This window comes from Pseudoalteromonas sp. CH_XMU1449-3 (assembly GCF_037027245.1).
Taxonomy (GTDB): domain Bacteria; phylum Pseudomonadota; class Gammaproteobacteria; order Enterobacterales; family Alteromonadaceae; genus Pseudoalteromonas; species Pseudoalteromonas shioyasakiensis.
Genome location: NZ_JAYMDY010000017.1, coordinates 23,999 through 49,228, shown reverse-complemented (window position 1 = coordinate 49,228; position 25,230 = coordinate 23,999). Strand labels below are relative to the sequence as shown.

Below are 25,230 nucleotides of genomic sequence, written 5' to 3'. Positions count from 1 at the left end.
CAGCAATATGCTGGCATTTTTTTAAATTTCCCGTTGCTAATATTTGGAAAATGACTGGATGGTTATAGGGTCTTAAATAACCAACAGGTGAAGTAATGAGTCAATCAACACTAGCAAAATTGAAATGTACTGCCCGTCCGACTATTCCAGCTATCGAGCCTATTCAAGTTAAACGCGAAAAACTGATTGCCCGATTAAACGAACAACGTGCTATGGCTGCTTGCTTATTGGAAAATGAGGTGTATACCGCTTATAAAGAGGTTTGGATAACCGATGGTATTACCGGAGAGAAGAAACGAGTAAAGCAACCTAAGAAGCTAAGACAGTGGTTCTATCAAGTGAATGATACTTGGTTCTTTGAAATAAAGTATGGCAACAAGTCATTGGAATTACAAAAAGGCAAAGTTGCGATTGAAGTGGGTAAGCAAGAAAATTTACTGACAACAATCGACACCTTAATTCACGCTGTTGAAATAGGAGAGTTAGATGTTCAGCTAAAAGCCGTTACTGGACCAAGAAAAGCAAAGGTCTAAGTGTGGCTATATTACGTGAAATAAGCTGTGTCTATACCTTTAGGGAAGTAGATGATGACATTTTGAATGTAACACTTGATAGTCCAGAGAAGGTTTATCAAGTGTTTAAGCATTTGAAACATGAAACCAAAGAGCGTTTTATCGTGGTGAACTTGAACAGCCAGCATCAAATTATCCATTATGAAGTTATAGCGATTGGCACGGTAAATCAGATATCACTTCGTCCGGCTGAAGTATTGAGAACAGCCATTTTAATTAACGCACCAGCTATTATTCTAATTCATAACCATCCATCAGGTGATCCAAAACCAAGTCAGCAAGATTTTCATTTTACCGAACAAATTAAACAAGCCGCAAAGATGTTCAGTATCGATGTGCTTGACCATGTTGTTATTGGATATGAGCGTTTTGATAGAGCTGTCAGAGATTAAGCCCTGTTAAAATCAGGGTTTCAACCAAATTCATAGTTACCAAAAAATTACACGAATTTCGTTACTAGGGGCGATCCCCAATCAAACGTGGCTACTTTTTAAAATGAAATTTAGGGAAAATAGAGGTGGTCCTAGTTGACCTTGGTCGGGATTGGCGACTAATCTGGTAAAACAGAAAATAGTGAGAAGTTATTCACCATCTAGCCCACGTATTTAGTGGAGATGGTGGCCCCACCCTGACTTGAACAGGGGACCTGCCGATTATGAGTCGGATGCTCTAACCAACTGAGCTATGGGGCCACATTTTTAAAGCTTGGACTTGCTTTTCTACTCTTACCACTTAAGCCCGCTCATTATGAGTCGTGTGCTCTAACCAACTGAGCTAAGGGGCCATTGTATTAGCGAAAGCTAAATTTTTTGATGCGTTTAGCAGGTTTAACTGACTAAAGCGGGATGCAGTATAAAAAGTTTTTGTAACCTTGTCACTAGCAAAACCCTTTATTTTAACAATCACTAAATCAACTGCTCAAATAGTAAACTCTTTGTTTTTACAACGACCTTAAAGCATGCCGATTAGTTTCTAGCCTCCGACATTGTTCTAGATCAAATAGCTAAATCACTAAACTCGTTAAAATAGCCGCTCAATCAATTGCGGAGTGCTGACTGTGATAAATTTACCAAGCTGGGATCAATCTCTGATCAACAAGTACAATATTTCTGGGCCTCGATATACATCTTACCCAACAGCATTGTCTTTAGCTGATGGTTATAACCAACAAGATATGATTAACGCGATTGCGGCGTCGAAAAGCCGTTCTTTATCTTTGTATATCCATATCCCTTTTTGCAGTCAGCTTTGTTATTACTGTGGTTGTAATAAGGTGATCACTCGTCATCAATCTAAAGCCGATTTATACCTAGATAATTTAGCGCTTGAAATTGCTGAGCAAGCAACGCTTTTTGCCGATTATAACGTTGAACAACTGCATTTAGGGGGTGGTACGCCAACATTCTTATCGGCAGAGCAAATGAGCCGCTTAATGGCATTGGTTGAGCAGCATTTTAATTTTGCTGATGATGCCGAGCGCGGTATTGAGATTGACCCTCGTTCTTTAGCTGATGGCATGCTAGTACACCTACGTCAGCTTGGCTTCAATCGTGTCTCATTTGGTATTCAAGACTTTAATGATGATGTGCAACTGGCAGTTAATCGCCCGCAAAGCGTGCAATCTGTAAAAGGTTTAATTAGTGAGGCTCGTGAACTTGGCTTTAAATCTATTAATGCCGATATGATTTACGGTTTGCCACTGCAAACACCTGAGAGCTTTAAAGAGACGATTGCACAGCTGATTGAGCTAAACCCTGATCGCGTGTCGGTATTTAACTATGCTCACTTACCAGATAGATTCGCTGCACAGCGTAAAATTAAAGACGCTGACTTACCGTCTGCGGGCGATAAGCTCACTATGTTCAAAAATACCCTTGAGCAGATGTTAGCGGCGGGTTATCAGTTTATTGGTATGGACCACTTTGCCCGTAAAGACAATGAACTAGCAATTGCACAAAACGCAGGTCAATTACACCGTAATTTCCAAGGTTACACAACGCATGGCCAATGTGACTTATTAGGTTTGGGTGTGTCATCGATTTCGCAAATAGGCAATGCCATTTTACAAAACGAAAAAGAGTTGAAGCACTATTACAAAGCTGTGCAAGAAGGCTATGGCAGTGCAATCTGTAAAGGTGTTGCTTTAACTGATGACGATACGTTACGTGCCGCAGTGATCAAACAATTGATCTGCCAGTTTGAGCTGGATATTCCAGCAATCGAAAAACAGTTTAATATTAACTTTGCCAGCTACTTCTGCGAGGCACTACAGGCACTCGACCCATTACTAGCTGATGGCTTGGTGTCTGTTAGCCAAGATAAGATCACAGTAACAGCTCGCGGTAATTTATTTATTCGTATTATTTGTATGTGCTTTGATGCGCACCTACAACAACAAATCAAGCAAACTCGTTTCTCACGAGTTATCTAGCCCAACAAAAAGCAGAGCCTAGGCTCTGCTTTTTATTTTGTTTAATTCAAAGATACGTCAACTTAATTAAATACTACGTTTTCGCTGCCTGGAGCGGCTTTAAACTCTTCAATTATACGTGCGCAATCCGCTTTGATTTCATCGCTATGCTGCTCTTCAGCACGCCAGCGAGCGGTGTCCATTTTAAAAATCTCTTTTTTAGAGTATTTCTTACGGGCATCGTGCGTTGGCATATCTTTTACAACTTCGTACATTTTAAATATGCCTGGGTAACGCTCACTTAGCTCAAACTCTTCTGCAAAGCTGTATTGAGAGATCAGCACCCAAATACGTAAGCAGCCTTCTGAGAACTCACATTGCTCTTCATTCATTGCACGGGCAATTAAATGAATGCTATCGGCTAGCTTTGCATTACGCTTTGCTTTTGATGCCGCAAGCTTTTGCTCATGCTCAGCTTGCTTCTTGGCGATAAGCTTATTTTGCTCTTTTAGTTTATACAGAAGTTGCCCTGCATAAAACGCAAGCCCTGCGATAATTGCCGCACCAATTACAATGGCAATAATCAAGGTTGTGCTCATCGCTCATCCTCATCTTCGTCATCAAACCATTCATTGGCTAAGTCATCAGATAAGTACTTATCGAAGTCAGATTCACCTTCATCGTATGAATCATCTTCAAAGTCATCTTCGTACTCGTCTTCATCTTCAATGCCTAATAACTCACACAGTGCTTGGTGGCGAGCAATACGGCTATTGAAGTACTTAGCATCTTTACCTGTTAATAACTCACCGCGCTCATGACGCTCAACCAGCTTAAGTAGACGCTCGTCATTCTCTAGTGCTTCTAACTCTTGCTCTGGCGTTAGTTCAGGCTCAGCCACTTTCTTAAGCTCAACCATAGGTTTTAAGTTGCGCTTCATTTCAACTTTCGGCTCAGCCTTAGGCGCAACTAAAGAAACCGGCTTTTTACTACCAACACGCTTATCTTTCGGTTGATTGTTTGCAGCAGTGTTTTCTGCATTTTGTGCATCAGGTGCATTTCGAGACCCAGGTTTAGCACCTTTGGTCTTTTTAACTCGCTGCTCTTTTAACGCGCGCATCTCTCTAAGCTTTTCTTTGCTTAGACGTACAGGACCATTCGATGGAATTTTACGCGACTTTTTCTTTCTACTCATATCTTGATCATCTCACTTAAGAGGTTGTGCACAACGCCTTTGTGGCATTGTAATGCTGGCATAACCAGAAGAATTCGATGTGCGGATGTGGTTGGTCAACTTGACGAACTGCGCACTTTTCATACTTTTAGTACAAACGGTGGCTATTGTAACAGGACAAATAAAAAGGCGGTAGAGAAAACATCTCTACCGCCTACTAATCTGAGCGCCAATTATCTGGACACTTCTCCCTTCGACTTTTTAGTCTTTATTATTTTTATTATTATTGTTTATCCATTTTGTTATTGTTTTAACCTTCCGTGTAGCATTCCATTTTGTTTTTATTATTAAACTTCCATGAGCTTTTATTATTCTCGGTCAATCCTGACGCTTTTTTGTTATTTCCTTTAGGACACCTAACCAGTGTCAACCCCTAAAGACTTGCCTCAGTCACTTTCCTTATTACATTGTCCATGTTGTTTTTGCTGTCTCAGCGACAGTGGTTAATTTACTCATTAATAATTTTGTTACAACTGATTTATATAATTTTTCTTACAGATAAGATATTGCAACAAGCTCAACTTATTTAATAACAAAGAGTTATGTATAAAATTGAAATAAAAATAAGATTTAGCTTACAGCTCGATATGGACAATGTCTCACAAAGGCGTAGGAGATTTCGACATGGTTTAAATACAAAAAAAGCAGCTTGCGCTGCTTTTTTCACACTAATCACATATTACTGCGGAGTATTACTACCCGCAATCAGACTTTAGTGTAAGCCACCTAAGTATTTTGAAAGTACTTCGATGTCTTTGTCTGTTAGCTTTTTAGCGATGTCTTGCATCATACCGTTTAAGTCGTTATTACGCGTACCATCACGGAATTTTTCAAGTTGTGACTTGATGTATTCTGGATGTTGGAACGAAACTTTCGGGAATTTAGCTAGTGATGTACCGTTACCACGAGGACCGTGACACGCAGCACATGCAGGAATACCACGCTCTGCATCACCGGCTTTATAAAGCTGCTGACCTACTTCTACTACATCTTTAGGTGTTGTACCTTCAGACATATTTAAAGAAGAGAAGTAAGCTGCTAGGTCTTTCATGTCTTGATCGCTAAGCGGCATAGCCATACCACTCATTACTGGATCCATACGACCTTCTTTGCCGCCAGATGTCATACCTAATTTAAACTCTTGTAATTGTTTATAGATATAATCTGCGTGTTGGCCTGCAATTTTAGGGTAGATATTAACCGGTGCATTACCGTCTGGGCCGTGACAAGCCGCACACGTTGCCGATTTCTCTTTACCTGCGTTTACATCGCCATCAAATGCTGTTGCGTTGCTTGCTGACAACGTACCAAGCAATATAGTTAAAGATAGTGCTATTTTTTTCATGGTGAATTCTCTGTTTCCGACCCTGTATCATCTACAATATGGATGTTGTGATTTCTATATTCTACACGATAATAAATTCTCTGGCACGTTTTCTGCCCACATTAAGCTCATAATTTATAGGGATTTGACTTAGATTAAGTTTATACCTAGTAATTTTCCTAATTTAAAGCCAATTTAGCACGCTTAAATACGCTTTTGAATGCTGCTTTAATAGTATAAAATACGTGCCTTAAGTGGAAATTAGCCACTGTTTGTTATTTTTTATAAAAGACTAGGAGAGCCTGTGCTCAAATCTCGTATCAAATACAATACTGCGTCCTTTGTTACCAGCGCACCTGATATCTCACGCTTACCTGCTGATACGGGGATTGAAGTCGCGTTTGCTGGTCGCTCTAATGCGGGTAAATCAAGTGCTTTAAACACGTTAACAGATCAAAAGTTAGCGCGTACTTCTAAAACACCCGGTCGTACTCAGCTGATCAATACCTTTGAACTTGATGCCGATAAACGCCTTATCGACTTACCGGGCTATGGTTTTGCTAAAGTTCCTATCGAAATGAAGAAGAAATGGCAAAAATCGCTAGGTGAATACTTACAAAAACGTCAAAGCTTAAAAGGTATCGTTGTTTTGATGGATATTCGCCACCCGTTAAAAGATTTAGACCGTGACTTAATCGACTGGGCCGTGGGCAGCGAAATTCCAGTGCTGGCACTATTAACTAAAGCCGACAAGCTAAAACAGGGCGCGCGTAAAGCTCAAGTTTTACAAGTTCGTCGTGAGTTAAGTAGTTTAGATGGTGATATTACAGTACATGCCTTCTCTTCACTAAAAGGCACAGGCTTACCTGAAGTTGCTAAAAAGCTTGATGAGTGGTTCTTAGGGCCCATTGAAGCGCAAGCACCTGAGTCTGACGAACAACCAGAAGCTTAATCGCTTAGGCCAAGTAATAACGCTTGGCTAATGATTCTATATAGTAGCCCTGCTCGTCTGAGCAGGCTATTTCGGCCCACTGATAATAAACATTTCTCGATACCCTCGCAGCCAAGCCATGTGCTAATTGAAGATAAGGCACACTGACGCCTTCAAATTCTCTCAGTAATAGTGGTTGCTTTGCTGATACCAACCAAGCGCGCTGTAAATTATCAACACAACAAAGCGCACGGCCTTGCTCTGTATCTTCAAAACGCCAATCAACAATAATAAAAGGCACATCTTCGACCGTGATAGCCATTTTCTCGACGGGTGTTTTTAAAAAATAACTATCTGCTTCTTTGCAAAGCACAGAGGCAAAGAGTTTAACCATTGCCTCGCGCTTTATTTCACTGCCAGCATAAAACCACCGCCCTTGCGCATCAATCAATATAGGCACTTGCCCACAGTTTTGTGGCTGCCATTGATCAAAAGGTTTATCGGGTGCCTGAAGAGCGGCTTCTAAGTCAGCAAGTGATTGCATTATTTTTCTTTATCTAGCATCAAAGAAAATGTCACAGGAACAGCTGTCGCAATAGATGGTAAACCCGCAAGTTTTTGTAACTCACTAATACCTTCTGTTACTTTGAAATCACTTGCATTAATAATCACCGGCGTAAACGATGAAACAGTAACATCGCCTTTCGGTGACATATTGGCAAGTACATCAATTGTTAGCTCTTTCTTGTTGCCATGGAAGTCTAATTCAGCTTTCAAACCTTTAAGCACATGTTGTCCTGGCTTTAGCGTTAACAGCGCTTTGCTTAAATCAGCAGTTAACACTGCATTAGGGAATTTAGCTGTCTCAAATAACAACTTGGTCATGCGCTCATTGCGGATAGGGATCAGAGTTTCAACCGATGTCAGATCGATCATCAACTTAAATTGACCTTGCTCGTTAAGTGTACCCGACACGTTTTTGAAATGATGCGCTTCTGCAACTGAATTCTTTTTGATAGACACAAAGCTCACATTGCTTTGCTCATTATTAACTTGCCAGTTTGCGCTGGCTAAAGGGGCAACTAAAATACTCGATAATGAAAAGGCAGCAATTGCCAAAGATTTAAACATAACGCATTCCTTCGAAAGTAAATAAGAATCACTTTGATGGTATCACTTGCGTTAATTTGTGCAATGAATTGTATGATAAGAGAAAGAAAAAGCGACTCACTCAACAAGGAGTGAGCCGTTATAGCAAACTGGGGAGAAGCTATCAATACGTTGCATCCTTTCAGATGCATCATCAACAGGATGTCCTACAGGATGAGGACGGCGCGGACTTTAGCAAATACCGGATTAAAAATAAATTGCATAACCGCAGAAACAACACAAATTGATAAACATATAACGAAACACTAAAACCATCTTTTCTTGTTTACTTAAAGTTAACATTACAGCGAGCCGTAATTTAGGGTAAAGTGAATCAACAGCACGCAAAAATCAGGCTTTTTTAAGGCTTGTTAGTGATAAAAATTGCAGTAGAAGAGTAAAAGGTATGAAAAAAATCCCCTTAATTTTATTTGCTACCTTACTTTTTTTAATGACCCCCTACTGCCATGCAAAAAAAACAACGACACAATATCCGGTAATTTTAGTTCATGGGCTAATGGGATTCGATAACCTACTCGGCCTAGATTATTTTTATAATGTTGCTACAAGTCTCAATCAAGATGGTACCTTGGTGTTCACGCCAGCGGTCTCGGCTATTAATAGCTCTGAAGTACGGGGCGAACAATTACTCACTCGCGTAAAAGCAATTTTAGCACTGACTGGCGCAAAAAAAGTAAATTTGATTGGCCACAGCCAAGGTGCGCAAACAGTGCGCTATGTTGCTTCAGTCAGGCCAGATTTAATTGCCTCAGTAACCAGTATTGGTGGTGCAAACTATGGCAGTGGCATTATTGATCTAATTAATCAAAAACTACCTGCAAATTCTCAAGCAGAACATACCGCGCGGTTCGTATTTGATGCATTTGGTGAGGTCATTTCACTGCTCTCAGGCCACAGCCAATTACCGCAAGATACACTCGGTGTTTTAAGTAGCTTAAGTACACAGGGCGCTGACGTATTTAATCAAAAATACCCTGAAGGTTTACCAGAAAATAAGTGCGATCAAGGTCAGTTAGTTGCCGAAAATGGGGTGTACTATTTTTCGTGGAGTGGTACAGCAGCACTCACCAATATACTTGATCCAACCGACTTGCCCATGCTGCTCGGTTCATTACTTATTTTAGGCAAAGATGATGGCCTTGTATCGCGCTGCAGCAGCCATTTAGGTCATGTCATCAAAGATGATTATGAAATGAACCACTTAGATGAGATTAATCAATTTATTGGTTTACACAATTTTCGTGAAGTTGACCCTATTGAGCTTTATCGTCAACACGTAAAGCGGTTGCAGGAGTTGGGGTTATAAACAAGTTAGCAAGTTAGCAAGTTAGCAAGTTAGCAAGTTAGCAAGTTAGCAAGCCTAAATGACTTAGCTAACGCGTCAAGCAACTCGCTAATTTTACTCTTTCCCCTAGTAACTCGCTAACTTTTAACCTAATAGCTGACAGCTCTCACCTATTGCGACTATTAGTGCGCCTGTTGCCAGTTGTCACCGCTGTCGGCTTCAACAATCAGAGGCACATCAAGAGTAGCGGCTTCTGACATTAGCTTACAAATTTCAGCTTTATAGTCGTCAACACACTCTTCTTTAATTTCGAACACTAATTCATCGTGCACCTGCATTAGCAGCTTCACTGAACCTTCAGCTTGCTCGTTCACCCACTGATGAACTTTAAGCATCGCTTTTTTGATGATATCAGCAGCAGTACCTTGCATTGGTGCGTTGATCGCAGCACGTTCAGCGGCTTTACGACGAGCACCGTTACGGGCATTGATTTCTGGTAAATGTAAGCGGCGACCAAAAATTGTTTCTACATAACCTTTATCAGCTGCTTTTTCACGGGTTGTTTCCATGTACTCAAGTACGCCAGGGAAACGCTCGAAATATTTATCAATATAATGCTGTGCTTCATGGCGTGGTACATCTAACTGACGTGATAAACCAAACGCCGACATACCATAAATTAAACCGAAGTTAACCGCTTTCGCTTTACGACGCATATCGCTGGTAACCTCTTCAAGGCTAACCCCAAAGACTTCTGCAGCGGTTGCGCTGTGTACATCTAAACCATTCGCAAACGCAGTTAATAGGCCTTTATCTTGTGATAAATGCGCCATGATACGTAATTCAATTTGGCTGTAATCGGCAGCCACAATTTTATGGCCAGGTGCAGCAATAAAGGCTTCACGAATACGGCGCCCCTCTTCTGAACGAATTGGAATATTCTGTAAGTTAGGATCCGTTGAGCTTAAACGCCCTGTTGCTGTTACAGCTTGATGGTAAGAGGTATGCACTCGCTTAGTGCGCTCATCAACCATTAGCGGAAGTTTATCTGTGTAGGTTGATTTAAGTTTAGATAAACCACGGTGCTCAATAATCACTTTTGGTAATGGATAATCATGAGCAAGTTCTTGCAATACTTCTTCTGCTGTCGAAGGTGCACCCTTAGGTGTTTTCTTGATAACAGGCAGCTCAAGTTTTTCAAACAAAATAGCTTGCAGTTGCTTAGGTGAGCCTAAGTTAAATTTTTCGCCTGCAATATCATAAGCTTCTTGCTCAAGCTCTAACAGGCGCTCGCCTAAACGTTGGCTATGAGCTGCCAGCATGTTGCTATCAATTGCAACACCAGTACGCTCAATATCAGAAAGCACTGTGACAAGTGGTAACTCAATATCTTCGAATACTGACTTCAACTGGCTATCGGCATCAATTTTTGGCCATAACACTTGGTGAAGACGTAGCGTTATATCGGCATCTTCAGCAGCATAAGGCGCCGCTTTTTCTAGCTCAATTTGATTAAACGTTAACTGCTTTTTACCTTTACCGGCAATATCTTCAAAGCTGATATTTTTGTGGCCTAGGTATTTCAGTGCCAGTGAATCCATATCATGGCGGCTACCTACACTATTAAATACATACGACTCCAACATAGTGTCGTATTTAATACCCTTTAACTCGAAGCCAGCATTCGCTAACACGCTTTTATCGTACTTAAGGTTTTGCCCCACTTTCGCTTTGTTTTCGTCAGCTAAGATTGGGCCAATTTTTGCCATTACGGTTTCTAAGCTTAATTGTTCTGGCGCATCAGGGTAATCGTGAGCAACCGGAAGGTAAGCCGCTTCACCGGCTTTAACCGCAAAGCTCATACCAACCAATTGCGCTTGCATATAATCAAGGCTGGTTGTTTCAGTATCAAAAGCAAATAATTCAGCGTCATTTAACTGCGCTACTAAGGTATCTAGCTGCTCTTCAGTTAAAATAGTTTCGTAGTGTGCATCAGCAACTTTTGGTAGTTCGTTAGCTTCAGTTGGCACATCTAAATGCGTATCAGCGTCTTTAGGGTTATCAAGTAGTTCAGCTAACCAACGGCGGAACTCACATTCACCATAAAGTGCAATCAATTCGTCACGATTAGGCTCTTGCAGCTTAAAAGTTTCAAGATCTGACTCAACCTCAACATCACACTTAATTGTTGCTAATTCATAACTAAGTGGCAGATGATCAAGTGCTGCAGCAAGTTTTTCACCAATCTTGCCTTTAATTTCACCTGCATGATCAATGACACCTTGCAATGATCCATATTTTTGTAACCATTTCACTGCTGTTTTTGGACCACAGCCATCAACACCTGGGATGTTATCGACCTTGTCACCCATTAAAGCAAGGTAATCAATGATCAACTCCGGACCAACACCAAACTTCTCAACCACGGTTTCTGGATCTGAAATGCTATCTGTCATGGTATTGATCAGCGTAACATGCTCATTAACAAGCTGCGCCATATCTTTATCGCCAGTTGAGATCAGTACATGACGCTGCTGCTCTGACGCTATGCGCGCAAAGGTACCAATAACATCGTCAGCCTCAACACCTTCAATACTAATCAGCGGGAAACCCATTGCTTTAATAATGTTATGTAGTGGTGCGATCTGTGTGCGTAAGTCATCCGGCATTGGCGGACGATTCGCTTTGTATTCACTGTACATATCATTTCTGAAGGTTTTACCCTTGGCATCAAATACCACCACCATATGCGACGGATCATATTGCTTGATCAAACTCTTAAGCATATTAACTACGCCATAGATTGCGCCTGTCGCTTCACCTTTTGAGTTAGTAAGGTGCGGTGGCGAATGGTATGCACGGAATAAATAAGAAGAACCATCTACAAGAATAAGTGGGTTTTCAGGGATCTGAGCCATGGTGAAATTGGATCCTAATTGAATAACATTAAATTGTTTGTAAGCATGCCATAAGGCCATGAAGAAAACGACTGTGAATTATTAACCAATAAAGGTTTATGACAGAGCAAGCTGTGGATAACTTTGTAGATAACAGACAGAGCTAATTCTCCCGAAATGAAAAAACATTTGGGAAAATTTTATAAGTTCATGTTTTGATTTAAAAAAGATATTACGGCGTTCTTTTTTTATTATTTTTGTCCGATGTGGAAAACGGTTTTAGTAGCGATAACCTTTTGCTTATTCGATACCGAATTAACATCCCTTTTCATAACCGGAGGAGTATTCTAGCATAATGGATCAAAGATCATAGCGATCCTTTATACTTTTTTTTTCGTTAGTAATTTATAAAAAGGCATAAACAGCTATTCATCATGCTTTGCGAGTTATCAAGCGACGAAAATTTTTTATTTTGTCGCCATGCTCGTATCCTTGTTAAACTAAAGCTAGTCGCATTAAGGAGAGTTCAAAAATGAAAAAAGTTGCTGTAATTTTAGCTGGTTGCGGTGTTTACGACGGCGCAGAAATCAATGAAGCCGTATTAACCTTATTACATATCGCAAAAGCAGGCGCGAGCTATCAATGCTTCGCACCCGATATCGACCAAATGCACACCATTAATCACCTAACCGGTGAAGAAATGACACCTAACCGTAATGTGTTAGTTGAAGCTGCGCGTATTGCCCGTGGTGAAATTAAAGCGCTGACTGAGCTAAATGTAGATGAATTCGATGCCTTGATCGTACCAGGTGGCTTTGGGGCCGCGAAAAACCTATCTGACTTTGCTGTTAAAGGCGCAGATGCCCAAGTTCAAGGTGATGTACTGACAACTGCGAAGGCCTTTGTCGATGCCAACAAAGCAGCGGGTTATATATGTATTGCTCCTGCCATGCTGCCACTTATTTATGGTAAAGGTGTAAAAACAACCATTGGTAACGATGCAGACACCGCTGCAGCAATCGAGCAACTTGGCGGAGCGCACCAAAGCTGTGCTGTGGATGATATCGTTGTCGATCCTCAGCATAAAGTGGTCACAACCCCAGCCTATATGTTGGCCCAAAGCATTTTAGATGCTGATGCGGGTATCGAAAAATTGGTTAACAAAGTATTAGAGCTTGCTTAAACATCAAGCTAAGAGCCAGTATTTAATGCTGGCTTTTCTTGCGCTAACGCAAAAAAATGACGGTTTTTCTCAAGAAAAAGCCTTTTAGATCATTTTATAAATTGTGGCTTAGCGTTATAATCGTTCTAATTTCCGTCAGATATCGTGATTGATCACGTTCAAATCGAAGTGAGCAAGGCAAAATGAAAAAACTATCAGCTGCATTATTACTGCTAGCAACAACGGCATATGCACAAGCGTATGACAACTCTTTGACTGAAGATGCAATTAAAAAGCGTCTAGCGCCAATTGGTTCTGTATATCTAGAAGGTGATAAAGCTGCGGTCGCTGCTGAACCTACAGGTCCTCGTTCAGGTGAACAAGTTTACCAAGCAGCATGTTTTGCTTGTCATGGCACTGGCGCACTAGGTGCACCTAAATCAGCTGATGATTGGGCTCCTCGTATTGCTAAAGGCATGGACACTCTACTTGACCATGCAATCAACGGTTTCAACGCGATGCCTCCTAAAGGTACGTGTATGGACTGTTCTGATGAAGAGATCAGCGCTGCTATCGATTTCATGACTAGCAAGTAACAGTTCAAAAACTAATACTAAGGGCTTAATTTTATTAAGCCCTTTTTTTGTGCCTGCTTTTAGCCGCTAGACTAATGCTGTAGCCAAATACGCCCCATCATAAATTACTATTTTGTTAACATCTGTTACTTGACGATCTAATAAAAAAGTGGAACTATAAAGGACGAAATTTAAACAACAATAAGATCTGGTTCTAAATCATTGGAAGATTCAGCAACACACATTGATAAGCTAGAAAGAAAAAATGCTCGCTTAAAATCGCTTTTACAAAAGTATAAGCAATCACATCACTTGCAACATGCTCTTTTACAATTATCAGAGCAAGCAAGCACTGTTGCCGAATTAACCCTACTCTACCCTGCTATCCACAACATTCTGCAAGACTATATCCCAAGTAAAAACTTCTTCGTTGTGTTGCATAACCCGGTTTACGATAACCTTGAGCTATCTTATTTCGCCGATGAAAAAGATGGTCTTTCAGTACCATTAAAATATGAGCAGTACTTTAAAGAAGGCCTCACGGGTTACGTATTTAAACAAGGTAAAACCTGTTACTTTACCAAACAACAAACAGAGCAAGCGGTTGAACAAGGCTTACTTAAGTGCTTTGGTACGCCAGCTGAGCATTGGGTTGGAGTGCCCGTCTATCGCGATAAAGTCATTATTGGAGTCATGGTCGCGCAAAGCTATGACAATAAACAAGGCTATTCGGAGCAGCAAATTGAGTTGCTCGAAGCGATGTCATTATATTTAGCGACAGCGATTGAACGAGTTAAAAAACGTGAGCTGCTCGAATCTGAAGTAAAAATTCGCACCCGTGCACTGACACAAAGTAACCAAGCACTGAACGACGAAATTCAACAACGTAAAAGTGCGCTAGAACGTCAACAGATCTTATTTAAAATATCAGAGCTGGCAACACAAAGTAAAAACCTCGACGATGTATATCTGCATGTACATAACATTATCAAAACCATTACCTATGCAGATAACTTATACATCGCATTGTATGACCAAAAGTCACATTGGTTAAGTTTCCCTTACTGCGTCGATGAGTTTAACGATAATGGTAAACCACGGCCATTTGCTAAAGGCTACAGTGAACTGGTGCTCAGCACTGAAAAGTGCCAAGTCATAGACAGTGAAAGAGCAAAGGAGCTTATCAAGCTAGGCGTTATAGAAAGACCCGTTAATGTACCACCTGAGCGCACTGCGACTAGTTGGTTAGGTGCTCCGCTGAAAACCTCGCAAGGCGTTATAGGCCTCATTGTTTGCCAAGCTTACAATAATAAGCATGAATTTAGTCAGGATGATTGTGAGCTAATCACCTTTGTATCGCATCAAATTGCTAATGTTATTCAAACTCACCTAGCAAACCAAGAGTTAAAGCTTAGTCACCAAAAGCTTGAGCACCGGGTCACTGAAAAAACCAAAGAACTTCGCCAAGCCAATATGCACCTGCAAATGCAAATTGAAGAGCGTAAAAAAATAGAACAACAGCTGTATCACGATGCACACCATGACTCACTAACCAGTTTACCGAATCGCAGTTTATTCTTAACTCAGCTTGAAAAAACATTACAGCACTACCAGCGCTACCCAGAGCAACAGTTTGCAGTGCTATTTATTGACCTTGATAAATTTAAAGACATTAACGATCACCTTGGTCACCAAGCTGGCGATCAATTTTTAATTGGTGTTGCCGAGTCTTTCTCGCATTGTATACGTGAGCACGATTTGCTTGCACGTTTAGGTGGTGATGAGTTTGTGATATTGCTCACTCACTTAACAGAGCAACAGCAAGCCCAAGATGTCGCCAAACGTATCATCGAAATTATGAGAAAACCTTTCTGTATGAAGGGTCAGTGCATTCAAAGTGGTGCCAGTATTGGTATTACTTACTCAAAACCAAGCTACAAGCACACCGATGAAATTATACGTGATGCGGATGCAGCCATGTATTACGCGAAAAATGCAGGCCGTAATCGCTTTGAATGCTTCCATCCGCTGCTTAATGCCAGCAATGTACAACATGATGCTGACAATATGCATCACTTAGATGATTTGCCAATGCACTTTAGAAGTGCCGAAATCATTACCTTGGATGAACAAACTCGCGCAGAGTCTTTACTCGAAGCATTTGGTGAACACCCAGTACTTGGTAGCACCAGCTTTGAAGTACTTAAGAAGTTTGCGACCGATAGAGTACAGCACTTTGAGGTTGAACTTAATTTACTCAAACAAGCCTTCAGCTTAGTAAGTGACAGTAATCTAGAAAAAGTATTGTTCCCTTGCTCTGGTTTAGTGCTTGAACGTATTAATTTTCAAGCACTGTGTAAGTTATTAAAAGCCCATGATGCGAATAGAATGTGTTTACTATTCAACGAACAAGAAATTCGTTACGCATCAGCGGTACAAATTGAAAATTTAAAAAATTTGGTCGCTCAAGGGTTTTCGATTGGTTTGAATGAATTTGCCAAAGATCGCTGTGAGTTAAACTTACTGACTGAGTTCCAATTCGATTACTTATTATTAAGTTCAACGTTCAGTAAGCGAGTACTGCAGCAAGAAAACTATCACTTACAACTGCAAGGTGTACTGGCGATTACTAAGCTGCAAAATATCCAAGTAATCGCGAAAGGCCCGTCGATTTTTAACTACCGCACCTTACTCGATAAGCACGGATTGTCATTGTTTATTGGTAAGCAACATGCGCTGGCACCCTTCGAACACGAAGCACCGAGCGCACAATTTATTACTTCTTAAGCATTGCTCTTAGATTAGCTACACGAGCTTGGCCTTTTTCCATGCGCTCAGCCTGTGAAGACGGTGGCTTTTTCGCTTCAAAGGCTAAATCATCTTGTGGTAACTCTTGCACAAAGCGACTGAGCTCAGTATCTGAAGTTTCACCAAATTGACGACGTAACTTAGCATAGGTCATTACCAGCTCTTGCTGTGCACGCGTAATACCTACATAAGCAAGACGACGCTCTTCTTCAACGTTATCTTCATCGATACTTACTTGGTGCGGTAATAAACCCTCTTCCATGCCAACCATGAACACATAAGGATACTCCAAACCTTTTGAAGCATGCAGTGTCAGTAATTGTACCGCGTCAGATTCGTCTTCTTCTTCGTTGCGTTCAAGCATATCGCGCAGGGTCAGTTTACTAACCACTTCAGCAAGGTTCAGCGGCGGGTTGTCTGCGTCCCCTGTTAGCATGTCGGTGATCCAACGATAAAGCTCTGAAACGTTTTTCATACGCATTTCAGCGGCTTTTGCACTCGGTGATGACTCATAAAGGTATGCTTCGTAGTTAATTTGCCTAACTAACTCTTTCACAGCCTCAAGGGTATCGCCCCGTACCGCATTATCAGAAAGCTCAACCACCCAGCGGGCAAAACCAGCTAAAGCATTAAAACCACGGCCCTTTAATCTGTGCGCAAGCTCAGGCTCAAAACAGGCAGCAAATAAGCTGATATGCTTTTCATTAGCAAGGGTGCCTAGTTTTTCAAGTGTGACCGTACCAATCTCACGGCGTGGCGTATTTACAATTCGTAAAAAGGCATTGTCGTCATCTTGGTTCACCAACAGGCGTAAATACGCCATGATATCTTTAATTTCTGAACGCGAGAAAAATGACATGCCGCCGCTGATTTTATAGGGAATGCGGTTGCTCATAAGTGCTTTTTCAAACACGCGCGCTTGGTGATTACCACGATATAAAATCGCGTAATCTTTGTAGCTGGTGCGTTTCATGAATTTATGAGAAATAATCTCTGCCACCACTCGCTCAGATTCATGCTCTTCATCACGACAACCAATCACTTTGATAGGCTCACCATAGCCAAGCTCACTGAATAGCTTTTTATCAAATTCATGGGGGTTATTAGCAATCAAAATATTCGCCGCTTTTAGAATTCGCCCTGCGCTTCGGTAGTTTTGTTCAAGCTTAATTAAACGTAAGCCCGGAAAATCTTTACTCAATAGCACAAGGTTTTGAGGCTTAGCACCACGCCATGAGTAAATTGATTGGTCGTCATCGCCTACCACGGTAAAACGAGCTCGCTCACCCACCAGTAGCTTAACCAGCTGATACTGGCTGGTATTAGTATCTTGATACTCATCCACCAGCAAGTAACGAAAACGCTGCTGCCAACGCTCACGCGCAGTGGCATTTTGGCCCAGCAACAAAGTAGGGATCATGATCAGATCATCAAAATCTAGGGCGTTGTAAGCACGTAATTGATTTTGATAACGCGCATATAGCTGAGCAAACAAGGCTTTTTGCGGCTCACGGGCTTCGCGAACGGCAAGCTCTGGTAGAATCAACTCGTTCTTCCAACTTCCTATTTGCATCTTCAGTAGGTTGAGTAGATCTTTGTCTTTTTTAAGTTCTTCTTCGGTCAGCTCAGCTAATAACTGGTTGGTATCTTGATCATCAAACAACGAAAAACCGGGTTTAAAACCTAACGTCGTTAACTCTTTTTTGATTATCTCAAGCCCAAGGGTGTGAAACGTTGAAACCCATAAGCCTTTCGACTCTTGTTTACCCAGTGTTTGCGTTACACGCTCGCGCATTTCTTTTGCGGCTTTATTGGTAAAGGTTACCGCTGCAATATTGCGCGCTTGATACTCACACTTTTGCACCAAGTAAGCGATTTTATTAGTAATAACACGCGTTTTACCAGATCCCGCACCGGCTAATACCAGACACGGTCCACTGATATACTTTACCGCTTCATCTTGTTTTGGGTTGAGTTTCATAAGCCCCTAAAGAAATTATCCAAAGACAGGACGGGCAATTTTACCGTAATCACTACACTACGCCTAGCCAATAAGGTAAGATTGTTTTTTTACGTGACTCAAGGGACGAAGATGATCAACCCAGCAAAACTTGAAGAAATCGCTAAGCAAATTACTGATAACATGCCGCAAGGCGTGAAAAACCTTGCCGAAACAGTTGAAGGCAAAACAAAGCAAGCTATTCAAAACAAACTTGCTGAGATGGACTTTGTAAGCCGTGATGAGTTTGATATTCAAAGCCAAGTACTTATTCGTACTCGTGAAAAACTCACTGAGCTTGAAGAAAAAGTTGCATTACTCGAGCAGCAACTTGCTAGCAAACAAGACGAACAATAAAAAAGGAGAGCGAATTAGCTCTCCTTTTTTCTACCTAGCTAGTTTTAGGTTTTAGCTTTTTTCTGCCACACGTTCAAATACGCGCTTAACGGCAATACCGTAGGTATCACTAGCTTCTTCTGCACAGGTCACTACCGACTCTAGATCATTAAGATGACCATTCGCTAAGCCATACACCCAACCATGAATTGTTAACTCTTGGCCTTTCGCCCAAGCATCTTGCACAATGTTAGTACGGCAAACGTTACGTACTTGTTCGATAACGTTTAGTTCAATTAAGCTATTTAAACGCTCTTGCTCAGGTAATGCATTGAGTTGTTCGATGTGTTTTTCTTTTACATCACCTACGTGGCGTAGCCAGTTATCAATTAAGCCAAAACGTGCTTCGTTTAATACTGCTTGAACACCACCACAGCCATAGTGACCAACGACCATGATGTGCTTCACTTTCAGTACTTCAACAGCGTATTGCATTACCGAAAGACAGTTATGGTCGGTATGCACAACAACATTTGCCACGTTACGGTGAACAAATAGCTCACCCGGTAATAAGTCTACGATTTCGTTTGCAGGTACACGCGAGTCAGAACAACCGATCCACAGATACTCTGGATTTTGCTGCATTGATAGAATTTTGAAAAACTCAGGATCATTTTCACTCGTACGCGCTGCCCAACGTTTATTATTCTCGAATAAATTTTTTAACTTTCTCATTGCGCCTCTTTACGGTATTTAATAATTAGCTTGGATCAAGATATTCCTTGGTGTCAGCTGCTTTTCGCAAAACGTACTAACTGTTACTTGATACCCTTGTTGTTGCAAATATAAAGCACGATCGAGCACGAGCCAAACTTCAATTGCCCTTCTGAACACATGTCGGACGAGTTCAACTCGCTCAGTTACCCTTTTGCGCTTTTTACCTATCTCTAAAAATTTATTGTAATCAATGCCTTCTGGTAAATATAATGATTTTTTCTCAGCTGCCCACAAACAAAATGAGCTAAACGAATCAGAGAAGATCGCTTTGTTCACTGATGGCACACTCACATAGTGCATTTCACCGGTCAGTGATTTTCGTAACGCGTCAAATCCAAGACGCCATTCAACCTCTGTTTTTCTTACCTTATCAACTCGGCTCGGTGCTGTTACCGTTTCTTGCAGCGCCAGTTTTAAATCGCGATGAGTAAGCGCTAGTTGGCTTTGCTTGGCAGTCTCGCTCATTGCTTGATAGGCGTTATCTGTGAATAAATGATAACAGCACGGTGAAAAACTGATTTGTTGGGTTTTCGCTTTGCTTGCTTGCTGCATAAATGTTTGATGCAAACGACCACAAGCATGTAAAGCAACAGCATGCTGCTGGCTTTCAAAAAAGCCATCAGTGTCATCGGTTAATACATCAGCTTGTGTAAACTGCATCGCCAATTGCTGTTGCTTAGCACTGTGTTGACCTTGGTCGCACAAGTGTTGTTGTAGCTCAATGCTATGTACTCGTGGTGCTCCATTGAATGCCAACATGCGACCTAAATGCCCTTTACCAGCACACCATTCTAAAACAGGCTGGTTTAATGGCTGCTGACTGATCGCCGCGACAAAGTCTTGTAGTTGCTCAAACTTACGGCCTTTAATGCCATTACTTATCCAAAACGGAAATTCATTTCGGGCAGCACTTATCGCTGGCAACTCACACAATTCAGCCAGCTTTTCGATGTGTTCGATTTCATCAGTAAAATAACGATATAAAGCCTGCTGATCGGCATCAAGTTCACTCACTTGTTGGTCATCAAGCGCCCATAATAAGTTGGCTAATTCAGGCCAAGGAAGATCATCAAAATCAAATGCGGTACATTGCCAGTATTGGCGGGTTGAAAATAGCAGTGCATCTAAGGCAGCAAAGTGCTCGGCAAGTGTCATAACTACTTAGCGACAAGAAATAAAAAGCAGTATAACAGATTTATCTTATTTAACGTCGGTTACTACTGATCAAACGAATGTACAATGGCACACATGCAATACTTAGAATGATGGCTAGGATCAGCATCCAAGATAGCTCAAAACCTTCTGTTTGCTGTTGATCATACATAAAGCCATCAAAGGCCTGATCAAACTCATCCTGATCTAAGCCATATAAATCTGCAATCAAGCGCCACTTTGCCATCGACATATTGCCTAAATTAATCCCCGGTGGTTGAATGTAGCTTGCTAACACATGGGCTTCATAGGCCAGCTCTTGTACGCTTTTATGGGTGGCATAATGCTGCTTGGTTACATCGATGCTTTCTTCTAAGTGTAATAAGGCATACCGCCACCCTTTTAAGCTGGCACGATAAAAGCGCTCAACAACCTCTGGCTTGTTCGCTAAAAACTGCTCTGAGGTATATAAAATATCGCCATACACATTCAAACCAAACTTTTGCGGGCAAATGAGTCGGTGACCGACTCCTTGTAGTGTCATTGTATAAGGCTCATTGGTGACATACACTTGCACCGCGTCTAAATCACCGGCAAGCCACTCTTTAATACCGCCTTCATGGCTAGCTGCCATCAAGCTTTCTAGGCTCAATCCAGCGCGCTGTAACATCACCAGTAACTCAGCATTTTCTATTGAACCGATTTTACTTAGCTTCTTACCAGCAAAGTCTCTTGGCTGAAAAATATCTGAGTTATTTTTTACCATCCAGCAGTAAGGCGAAAACTGCAATATGGCTCCTAGGGCGACAACCGGAGCGCCTTGCTGACGCTTTTGTAATATTCCTGAGTGAGTAATGGCAAAGTCGGCTTTACCGCTTAGTACTTTAGGGAAGGTATCTGGATGGTTTGGATCAGCAGGAATAATAGAGACATCTAGGCCTGCCTCCTTATAAAAGCCTTTTTCTGCAGCCATATAATAGCCTGCAAATTGAAACTGGTGAGTCCATTTTAACTGTAAGCTAACTTTATCAGCACACTGTGCGCTCATAGCTAGTATTAAACAGATTACCCCTAGTAGGCTTTTTATACCTTGCACGCATCATCCTTGCTTGAAACCGTGCATTAACTATAGGAAAAATAGAGAAAAAAACAAGGCTGCTAATTAGCAGCCTTATTCAGGTTTTATAACTAATTAGCCACTTTCACTGCGCTCAACTCCTGACCTTGGCTGGTTAGGAACTGGGTGAAACATGGATTGTTTGTTTCATCTTGAACGTTGTATCCCAAACGGTTCAAATGCTCATTGAATACCTCATAATCACTCGGTTCAATAGCAAAGGCCGCCAGCACATTACCAATAGCTCCACCATGGTTACGGTAATGGAATAAAGTAATATTCCAATTACTACCAAGGGTATCTAAGAATCGCGCCAGTGCACCTGGGTATTCAGGAAACTCAAAGCGCAGTAAACGCTCATGAAGCTGAGCTGGCGCTTTACCACCCACCATATAACGAATATGCAATTTAGCCAGCTCGTTATCTGATAGATCGCAAAATGTGTAGTCATTTTCTGTCAGTGCCGCTTTTAACTCATCGAGCTCTTGCTGCCCTTGTCTTAAGGCAATACCAACAAAAATTTGTGCTTCGCCAGGGCCTGCATAACGGTAATTAAACTCGGTGATAGCCCTGCCACCTAATGAGTTACAAAACTGCTTAAAGCTACCCTTTTCTTCTTTAATAGTCACAGCAAGCAGTGCTTCGTTCTTTTCACCGAGAGCCGTTCGTTCAGCAACATAACGTAAGCGGTCAAAGTTTAAGTTTGCACCCGATAAAATCGCAGCTACGTTTAAGCCTTTAACACCATTTTGTTGGCACCACTTTTTAAGGCCCGCTGTTGATAGCGCCCCTGAAGGCTCCGCTATCGCACGAGTTGAAACAAAGATATCTTGCATTGCGGCGCAGATTTCGTCGCCCGTTACAGTGACCACTTCATCACAAAACTTTTGCGCTAAACGAAATGTTTCCGTGCCAATAACTTTTACGGCTACACCATCTGCAAAGCTGCCAACACGGTCAAGTTCAACGGGCTTGCCTGCTTCAAGTGCTGCTTTTAAGCAGGCACTCTCGTCAGCTTCAACACCAATGACTTTAATATCAGGGCGTAACGACTTAATGTACACCGCCATACCTGCCAGTAAGCCACCACCGCCAACAGGAATAAAAACAGCATCAAGGTCGTTCAATTGCTGCATTAATTCACGGGCAACGGTACCTTGGCCAACAATCACATCAGGATCATCAAACGGTGGCACAAACACCCCGTTACGCTGCTCTGTCAGCTCTAAAGCATGGGCTTTTGCCGCATCAAAATGATGGCCGTGCAATACCACTTCACCACCGAGTGAGCGTACTGCATTCACTTTAATTTCTGGTGTTGTGACTGGCATCACAATCGTAGCTTTATGGCCTAAAAATGAGGCACTGAGTGCAACGCCTTGCGCATGGTTGCCCGCTGAGGCTGTGATTACATCAGAACCTTTTGGCAACTTGCTCAGTTTATGAAAAGCACCACGAAGCTTAAATGAATAAACCGGTTGTTGGTCTTCACGCTTTAGCCACACATGGTTGCCTAGCCGTGCACTAAGATCAGCCATTTCGCTGACCTCAGTGACTTTTGCAAGGGGCTCCATGTTCGCTTGGATGATAGCGCGAAAATAATCGAGCTCTTGAGAAACCATAATTAACTAAGCTCCTCAAGTTTTGCTAAATCGCGAACAGCTCCTTTGTCTGCACTGGTTGCAAGTAATGCATAGGCTTTAAGTGCAGATGAAACATAGCGGTCACGATCAAGTGGTTTATAAGCATCTTTACCGCGTGCAAGTTGCTTTTGTTTACGTGCTTCAAGCTCTTCATCTGACAACGCCAAAGTGATTTCACGGGTTGCGATATCAATGATTATTTTATCGCCATTTTCAACATAAGCGATTGCACCACCGCTTGCTGCTTCTGGTGAAACGTGACCAATTGATAAACCTGATGTACCACCCGAGAAACGACCATCGGTGATAAGCGCACACTTTTCACCTAAGCCCATTGATTTTAAGTAACTCGTTGGATACAGCATTTCTTGCATGCCTGGGCCGCCTTTTGGTCCTTCGTAACGAATCACAACAACGTCACCGGCTTTCACTTCGCCGTTAAGAATGCCCTCTACCGAATCATCTTGTGATTCATAAACAACCGCAGGGCCTTCAAAGTGCAGCATTTCTTCAACTACACCGGCACTTTTAACAATACAGCCATCAAGGGCTAAGTTACCTGAAAGTACAGCTAAGCCACCATCTTGACGAAAGGCATTTTCAACACTGCGAATACAGCCGTTTTCACGGTCGTTATCAAGTTCTGGCCAGCGGCACTCTTGGCTCATTGCTTTTGTAGTGCGGATACCCGCAGGGCCTGCTTTATAGAATTTTTGCGCTACTTCATTATTAGGATCGGTGGCATCCCATTTAGCCACCATTTCAGCCATAGTGTGACCTGCTACGTGATCAACGGATAAATCAACTAGGCCTGCTTTACCTAACTCACGAATAATTGCCATCATGCCACCAGCACGGTGCACATCTTCAATATGATATTTATTGGTTGCAGGCGCCACCTTACAAAGGAAAGGAGTTTTGCGAGAAAGTTCATCGATGTGCGACATATCAAAATCAACACCCGCTTCTTGCGCTGCAGCTAATAAGTGTAAAACCGTATTTGATGAACCACCCATAGCAATATCAACTACCATTGCATTCATAAAGGCAGTGCGATTAGCAATAGCACGTGGTAATACTGCTGCATTATCTTTTTGATAATACTCACGGCATAAATCAACAATGCGCGCACCCGCTTCAACGTAAAGCTGTTTACGGTCTTTATGCGTAGCTAGTGTGGTACCGTTACCCGGCAGTGCTAAACCAATCGCTTCTAATAAGCAGTTCATTGAGTTGGCAGTAAACATGCCCGAACATGAACCACAAGTAGGACACGCAGAGCGCTCTACTTTTTCAGAGTCTTCATCGCTTACTGTGGTATCAGCGCCTTTTACCATGGCATCAACTAAATCAAGTTTAATGTCGATATCAGCTAGGCGTGTTTTACCCGCTTCCATTGGACCACCTGATACGAAAATAACAGGAATATTTAAACGCAGTGCTGCTAGCATCATCCCCGGGGTGATTTTGTCGCAGTTAGAAATACAGATCATGGCATCGGCACAGTGTGCATTAACCATGTATTCCACAGAGTCAGCAATTAAGTCACGCGATGGTAGTGAATAAAGCATGCCGCCGTGACCCATCGCGATACCATCGTCGATCGCAATAGTATTAAATTCTTTTGGTACACCACCGGCTTCGGTGATAGTTTCAGCCATTAGCTCACTAAGTTGGTTAAGGTGAACATGACCCGGTACAAACTGAGTATATGAGTTAACAACAGCGATAATTGGCTTACCGAAGTCTTTATCTGTCATCCCTGTTGCACGCCATAAAGCACGCGCCCCTGCACGTTTGCGACCTTCTGTTGTTGTTGCACTTCTTAATTTAGCCAT

21 protein-coding genes and 1 tRNA gene are annotated in these 25,230 nt (G+C 41.9%); 9 read left to right on the top strand and 13 right to left on the bottom strand.

What is annotated here, in order from left to right; genetic code table 11:
• Positions 1-95 precede the first annotated feature (95 nt).
• The gene (locus WA256_RS17430; RefSeq protein WP_335992726.1) at positions 96-533 is read left to right on the top strand and encodes a DUF6641 family protein; all 438 of its coding nucleotides are present in this window, start codon (positions 96-98) and stop codon (positions 531-533) included.
• Positions 534-535: 2 nt separating this feature from the next.
• Entirely contained in the window at positions 536-964 is a 429-nt protein-coding gene (locus WA256_RS17425; protein WP_335992725.1) for a JAB domain-containing protein, read from the top strand.
• A 223-nt stretch (positions 965-1,187) separates the two neighbouring features.
• Here WA256_RS17425 and WA256_RS17420 read toward each other — a convergent pair.
• Positions 1,188-1,264: transfer RNA gene (locus tag WA256_RS17420), tRNA-Ile, on the bottom strand.
• 365 nt (positions 1,265-1,629) lie between these two features.
• Between WA256_RS17420 and hemN the strand changes: the two genes are divergently transcribed.
• Positions 1,630-3,003: an oxygen-independent coproporphyrinogen III oxidase gene (gene hemN / locus WA256_RS17415; protein WP_063529036.1), complete on the top strand. Its 1,374-nt coding sequence runs from the start codon at positions 1,630-1,632 to the stop codon at positions 3,001-3,003.
• 62 nt (positions 3,004-3,065) lie between these two features.
• Here hemN and WA256_RS17410 read toward each other — a convergent pair whose 3' ends face one another.
• The 3 genes from WA256_RS17410 to WA256_RS17400 form a co-directional block, all read right to left on the bottom strand.
• Entirely contained in the window at positions 3,066-3,581 is a 516-nt protein-coding gene (locus tag WA256_RS17410; RefSeq protein ID WP_054561152.1) for a DUF2489 domain-containing protein, read from the bottom strand.
• Entirely contained in the window at positions 3,578-4,177 is a 600-nt protein-coding gene (gene yihI / locus WA256_RS17405) for a Der GTPase-activating protein YihI (RefSeq protein ID WP_063529037.1), read from the bottom strand. The genes WA256_RS17410 and yihI overlap by 4 nt, the downstream gene beginning before the upstream one ends.
• Positions 4,178-4,928: 751 nt before the next feature.
• Positions 4,929-5,561: a c-type cytochrome gene (locus tag WA256_RS17400; RefSeq protein ID WP_054561153.1), complete on the bottom strand. Its 633-nt coding sequence runs from the start codon at positions 5,559-5,561 to the stop codon at positions 4,929-4,931.
• A 283-nt stretch (positions 5,562-5,844) separates the two neighbouring features.
• On the opposite strand from WA256_RS17400, the gene yihA reads away from it, so the two are divergent.
• Complete coding sequence (gene yihA, locus WA256_RS17395; protein WP_054561154.1) at positions 5,845-6,492, top strand: ribosome biogenesis GTP-binding protein YihA/YsxC; 648 nt, start codon at positions 5,845-5,847, stop codon at positions 6,490-6,492.
• Positions 6,493-6,496: 4 nt separating this feature from the next.
• Here yihA and WA256_RS17390 read toward each other — a convergent pair whose 3' ends face one another.
• Positions 6,497-7,015, bottom strand: coding sequence for a DUF1285 domain-containing protein (locus WA256_RS17390; RefSeq protein ID WP_335992724.1), 519 nt, complete (start codon positions 7,013-7,015; stop codon positions 6,497-6,499).
• Positions 7,015-7,602, bottom strand: coding sequence for a YceI family protein (locus WA256_RS17385; protein ID WP_335992723.1), 588 nt, complete (start codon positions 7,600-7,602; stop codon positions 7,015-7,017). Before WA256_RS17385 ends, WA256_RS17390 begins: the two co-directional genes overlap by 1 nt.
• Before the next feature lie 424 nt (positions 7,603-8,026).
• Between WA256_RS17385 and WA256_RS17380 the strand changes: the two genes are divergently transcribed.
• Positions 8,027-8,947, top strand: coding sequence for a lipase family alpha/beta hydrolase (locus WA256_RS17380; RefSeq protein ID WP_130166163.1), 921 nt, complete (start codon positions 8,027-8,029; stop codon positions 8,945-8,947).
• A gap of 161 nt (positions 8,948-9,108) precedes the next feature.
• On the opposite strand, the gene polA is transcribed toward WA256_RS17380, so the two are convergent.
• A complete protein-coding gene (gene polA / locus WA256_RS17375) occupies positions 9,109-11,844 on the bottom strand; it encodes a DNA polymerase I (protein ID WP_062566574.1) in 2,736 nt (911 codons plus the stop codon).
• A 511-nt stretch (positions 11,845-12,355) separates the two neighbouring features.
• Between polA and elbB the strand changes: the two genes are divergently transcribed.
• The 3 genes from elbB (at position 12,356) to WA256_RS17360 (ending at position 16,347) form a co-directional block, all read left to right on the top strand.
• Complete coding sequence (elbB, locus tag WA256_RS17370) at positions 12,356-13,006, top strand: isoprenoid biosynthesis glyoxalase ElbB (protein WP_130166161.1); 651 nt, start codon at positions 12,356-12,358, stop codon at positions 13,004-13,006.
• A gap of 182 nt (positions 13,007-13,188) precedes the next feature.
• Positions 13,189-13,581, top strand: a complete 393-nt coding sequence (locus tag WA256_RS17365) for a c-type cytochrome (RefSeq protein ID WP_054554118.1) — start codon at positions 13,189-13,191, stop codon at positions 13,579-13,581.
• 201 nt (positions 13,582-13,782) lie between these two features.
• The gene (locus WA256_RS17360) at positions 13,783-16,347 is read left to right on the top strand and encodes a bifunctional diguanylate cyclase/phosphodiesterase (RefSeq protein ID WP_063527901.1); all 2,565 of its coding nucleotides are present in this window, start codon (positions 13,783-13,785) and stop codon (positions 16,345-16,347) included.
• On the opposite strand, the gene rep is transcribed toward WA256_RS17360, so the two are convergent.
• Complete coding sequence (rep, locus tag WA256_RS17355) at positions 16,337-18,349, bottom strand: DNA helicase Rep (RefSeq protein ID WP_335992722.1); 2,013 nt, start codon at positions 18,347-18,349, stop codon at positions 16,337-16,339. The two genes, WA256_RS17360 and rep, sit on opposite strands and share 11 nt — an antisense overlap.
• Positions 18,350-18,460: 111 nt before the next feature.
• Between rep and ubiK the strand changes: the two genes are divergently transcribed.
• Positions 18,461-18,724 carry a ubiquinone biosynthesis accessory factor UbiK gene (gene ubiK, locus WA256_RS17350; protein ID WP_054561163.1) on the top strand — a complete coding sequence of 88 codons (264 nt, stop codon included), beginning with the start codon at positions 18,461-18,463 and terminating at the stop codon, positions 18,722-18,724.
• A gap of 51 nt (positions 18,725-18,775) precedes the next feature.
• On the opposite strand, the gene can is transcribed toward ubiK, so the two are convergent.
• The 5 genes from can to ilvD all read right to left on the bottom strand — a co-directional run bounded on the left by can (position 18,776) and on the right by ilvD (position 25,230).
• Positions 18,776-19,438, bottom strand: coding sequence for a carbonate dehydratase (can, locus tag WA256_RS17345; RefSeq protein ID WP_054561164.1), 663 nt, complete (start codon positions 19,436-19,438; stop codon positions 18,776-18,778).
• An 18-nt stretch (positions 19,439-19,456) separates the two neighbouring features.
• Positions 19,457-20,635 (bottom strand): methyltransferase, encoded by a 1,179-nt coding sequence (locus tag WA256_RS17340; protein WP_130166158.1) that lies wholly within the window; start codon positions 20,633-20,635, stop codon positions 19,457-19,459.
• A gap of 49 nt (positions 20,636-20,684) precedes the next feature.
• Positions 20,685-21,680: an ABC transporter substrate-binding protein gene (locus WA256_RS17335; RefSeq protein WP_335992752.1), complete on the bottom strand. Its 996-nt coding sequence runs from the start codon at positions 21,678-21,680 to the stop codon at positions 20,685-20,687.
• Between the two features lie 140 nt (positions 21,681-21,820).
• A complete protein-coding gene (gene ilvA, locus WA256_RS17330; RefSeq protein WP_054561166.1) occupies positions 21,821-23,371 on the bottom strand; it encodes a threonine ammonia-lyase, biosynthetic in 1,551 nt (516 codons plus the stop codon).
• Positions 23,372-23,373: 2 nt separating this feature from the next.
• Positions 23,374-25,230: a dihydroxy-acid dehydratase gene (ilvD, locus tag WA256_RS17325; RefSeq protein ID WP_063530350.1), complete on the bottom strand. Its 1,857-nt coding sequence runs from the start codon at positions 25,228-25,230 to the stop codon at positions 23,374-23,376.

What these genes read in the sequence shown, in the direction of transcription:
- WA256_RS17430 (WP_335992726.1), top strand. Translation starts at nt 96, where the DNA reads ATGAGTCAATCAACACTAGCAAAATTGAAATGTACTGCCCGTCCGACT.
- WA256_RS17410 (WP_054561152.1), bottom strand. Translation starts at nt 3,581, where the DNA reads ATGAGCACAACCTTGATTATTGCCATTGTAATTGGTGCGGCAATTATC.
- yihI (WP_063529037.1), bottom strand. Translation starts at nt 4,177, where the DNA reads ATGAGTAGAAAGAAAAAGTCGCGTAAAATTCCATCGAATGGTCCTGTA.
- WA256_RS17400 (WP_054561153.1), bottom strand. Translation starts at nt 5,561, where the DNA reads ATGAAAAAAATAGCACTATCTTTAACTATATTGCTTGGTACGTTGTCA.
- WA256_RS17390 (WP_335992724.1), bottom strand. Translation starts at nt 7,015, where the DNA reads ATGCAATCACTTGCTGACTTAGAAGCCGCTCTTCAGGCACCCGATAAA.
- WA256_RS17385 (WP_335992723.1), bottom strand. Translation starts at nt 7,602, where the DNA reads ATGTTTAAATCTTTGGCAATTGCTGCCTTTTCATTATCGAGTATTTTA.
- WA256_RS17380 (WP_130166163.1), top strand. Translation starts at nt 8,027, where the DNA reads ATGAAAAAAATCCCCTTAATTTTATTTGCTACCTTACTTTTTTTAATG.
- polA (WP_062566574.1), bottom strand. Translation starts at nt 11,844, where the DNA reads ATGGCTCAGATCCCTGAAAACCCACTTATTCTTGTAGATGGTTCTTCT.
- elbB (WP_130166161.1), top strand. Translation starts at nt 12,356, where the DNA reads ATGAAAAAAGTTGCTGTAATTTTAGCTGGTTGCGGTGTTTACGACGGC.
- WA256_RS17365 (WP_054554118.1), top strand. Translation starts at nt 13,189, where the DNA reads ATGAAAAAACTATCAGCTGCATTATTACTGCTAGCAACAACGGCATAT.
- rep (WP_335992722.1), bottom strand. Translation starts at nt 18,349, where the DNA reads ATGAAACTCAACCCAAAACAAGATGAAGCGGTAAAGTATATCAGTGGA.
- ubiK (WP_054561163.1), top strand. Translation starts at nt 18,461, where the DNA reads ATGATCAACCCAGCAAAACTTGAAGAAATCGCTAAGCAAATTACTGAT.
- can (WP_054561164.1), bottom strand. Translation starts at nt 19,438, where the DNA reads ATGAGAAAGTTAAAAAATTTATTCGAGAATAATAAACGTTGGGCAGCG.
- WA256_RS17340 (WP_130166158.1), bottom strand. Translation starts at nt 20,635, where the DNA reads ATGACACTTGCCGAGCACTTTGCTGCCTTAGATGCACTGCTATTTTCA.
- WA256_RS17335 (WP_335992752.1), bottom strand. Translation starts at nt 21,680, where the DNA reads ATGAGCGCACAGTGTGCTGATAAAGTTAGCTTACAGTTAAAATGGACT.
- ilvA (WP_054561166.1), bottom strand. Translation starts at nt 23,371, where the DNA reads ATGGTTTCTCAAGAGCTCGATTATTTTCGCGCTATCATCCAAGCGAAC.
- ilvD (WP_063530350.1), bottom strand. Translation starts at nt 25,230, where the DNA reads ATGGCTAAATTAAGAAGTGCAACAACAACAGAAGGTCGCAAACGTGCA.